This window comes from Paracoccus onchidii, from assembly GCF_028294535.1.
GTDB lineage: Bacteria > Pseudomonadota > Alphaproteobacteria > Rhodobacterales > Rhodobacteraceae > Paracoccus > Paracoccus onchidii.
Genome location: NZ_JAQBIE010000074.1, coordinates 1 through 827, shown reverse-complemented (window position 1 = coordinate 827; position 827 = coordinate 1). Strand labels below are relative to the sequence as shown.

Annotated in this window: 1 protein-coding gene; it reads right to left on the bottom strand. The window is 58.4% G+C overall.

Translation table 11 applies throughout. The features are described from left to right. Window positions 1-6 precede the first annotated feature (6 nt). Window positions 7-763, bottom strand: a protein-coding gene (locus PAF17_RS20100) for an IS5 family transposase (RefSeq protein ID WP_271890827.1) whose coding sequence is annotated in 2 segments (ribosomal slippage) — window positions 7-433 and window positions 432-763 — 759 coding nt in all. Because the reading frame shifts where the segments join, the coding sequence is not laid out codon by codon here. Between the last annotated feature and the right edge of the window lie 64 nt (window positions 764-827).

The window sequence follows — 827 nt, the reverse complement described above, 5'->3', positions numbered from 1 at the left end:
CAGGATTCATAACCAATAGATTACGGTCGCCGCGAGGGCGATGGCCGATAGGAACACCACGGGGCATCGGTCATAGCGGGTCGCCACACGCCGCCAATCCTTGAGGCTGCCGAACATGATCTCGATACGATTTCTCCGCTTGTAGCGACGCTTGTCGTACTTGATCGGCGTCTTGCGTTGCTTCCGACCGGGTATGCAGGCGTGTATGCCTTTGTCTTTCAACGCTTCCCTGAACCAGTCGGCGTCATAGCCGCGATCTCCGAGCAGCCATTTGACGTTTGGCAGGCTACCGAGAAGCGCCCGCGCGCCGGTGTAGTCGCTCACCTGTCCAGCGGTGATGAACAAATCGAGCGGTCGTCCTTGGCTGTCACAGATGGCATGAAGCTTGGTGTTCATGCCGCCCTTGGTGCGACCAATCGGGCGACCGCGCCCCTTTTTTGGCGGCCATGCTGGTCGCCGTTCGATGTGCCTTCAGGTATGTTGCGTCGATCATCACGGTCGTCTTCTCACCGTGTTTCTTAGCCAACCCTGCCATCATCCGCGCGAAAATTCCTTTCTCGCTCCAACGTTTCCACCGGCTGTAGAGCGTCTTGTGCGGACCATAGGCGGCAGGCGCATCCCGCCAGCGCAACCCATTGCGATTGATGAAGATAATCCCACTCAGAACCCGCCTGTCATCAACCCGTGGCTTGCCGTGCGACGTCGGGAAGAAAGGGGTGAGCTTGGCCATCTGCTCGTCAGTCAGCCAGTACAGGTCGCTCATGTCACCGCTCCATTTTCTGAGCCGTGAATCACGCCGTGCGACCGAAATCAATGCATCCTGACCC